Source organism: Leucobacter sp. M11 (assembly GCF_035726885.1).
Lineage (GTDB): Bacteria > Actinomycetota > Actinomycetes > Actinomycetales > Microbacteriaceae > JAPFRB01.
The window spans coordinates 146,584-147,114 of the sequence record NZ_JAPFRB010000003.1 but is presented as its reverse complement, the minus strand read 5'-3'; the positions used below and the strand labels follow the sequence as shown (position 1 = coordinate 147,114).

Sequence of the window (531 nt, the reverse complement as noted above, 5' to 3'; positions counted from 1 at the left end):
ACCTGCACGCCCAGTCCACCCTGCTCGAGGAGGAGCGGATGACGAGCGCCGCGCAGGCGGTCGCCCTGGACCGGCTCGAGATTGCGCGCGAGCTCCACGACGTCGTCGCGCACCACGTCTCCGTCATGGGCATCCACGCGGGGGCCGCCCGTCGGGTGCTCGACCGCGATCCGGACCTGGCCCGCGAATCCCTCGAGCTCGTTGAGGACAGTGCCCAGCAGGCCGTCGGTGAGCTGCGCGGGCTCCTCCAGACCCTGCGTTCGGTCAGCGACGACGAGGACCCCGATGCGAACGTGATCAGCCTCGCGCAGCTGCCGAGCCTGATCAACCAGGCGAACGCCGTGGGCGGCTCCGCCGAGCTGCTCGTCGTCGGCGAGACCCGGCCCCTGCCCCAACTCGTCGACGTCGCACTGTTCCGCATCGCCCAGGAGGGGCTCACCAACGTGCGCAAGCACGCGGGAGCGGGCGCCGTGGCCACCGTTCGGCTTCGCTTCAACGCCGACTCCGTCGAACTGGAAATCGCCGACGACG

At 71.0% G+C, this 531-nt stretch carries 1 protein-coding gene; it reads left to right on the top strand.

Annotated features, from left to right (window positions below):
• Positions 1 to 531, top strand: a 531-nt coding sequence (locus OOT08_RS08960; protein WP_325092891.1) for a sensor histidine kinase, incomplete at both ends; no start/stop codon positions are given.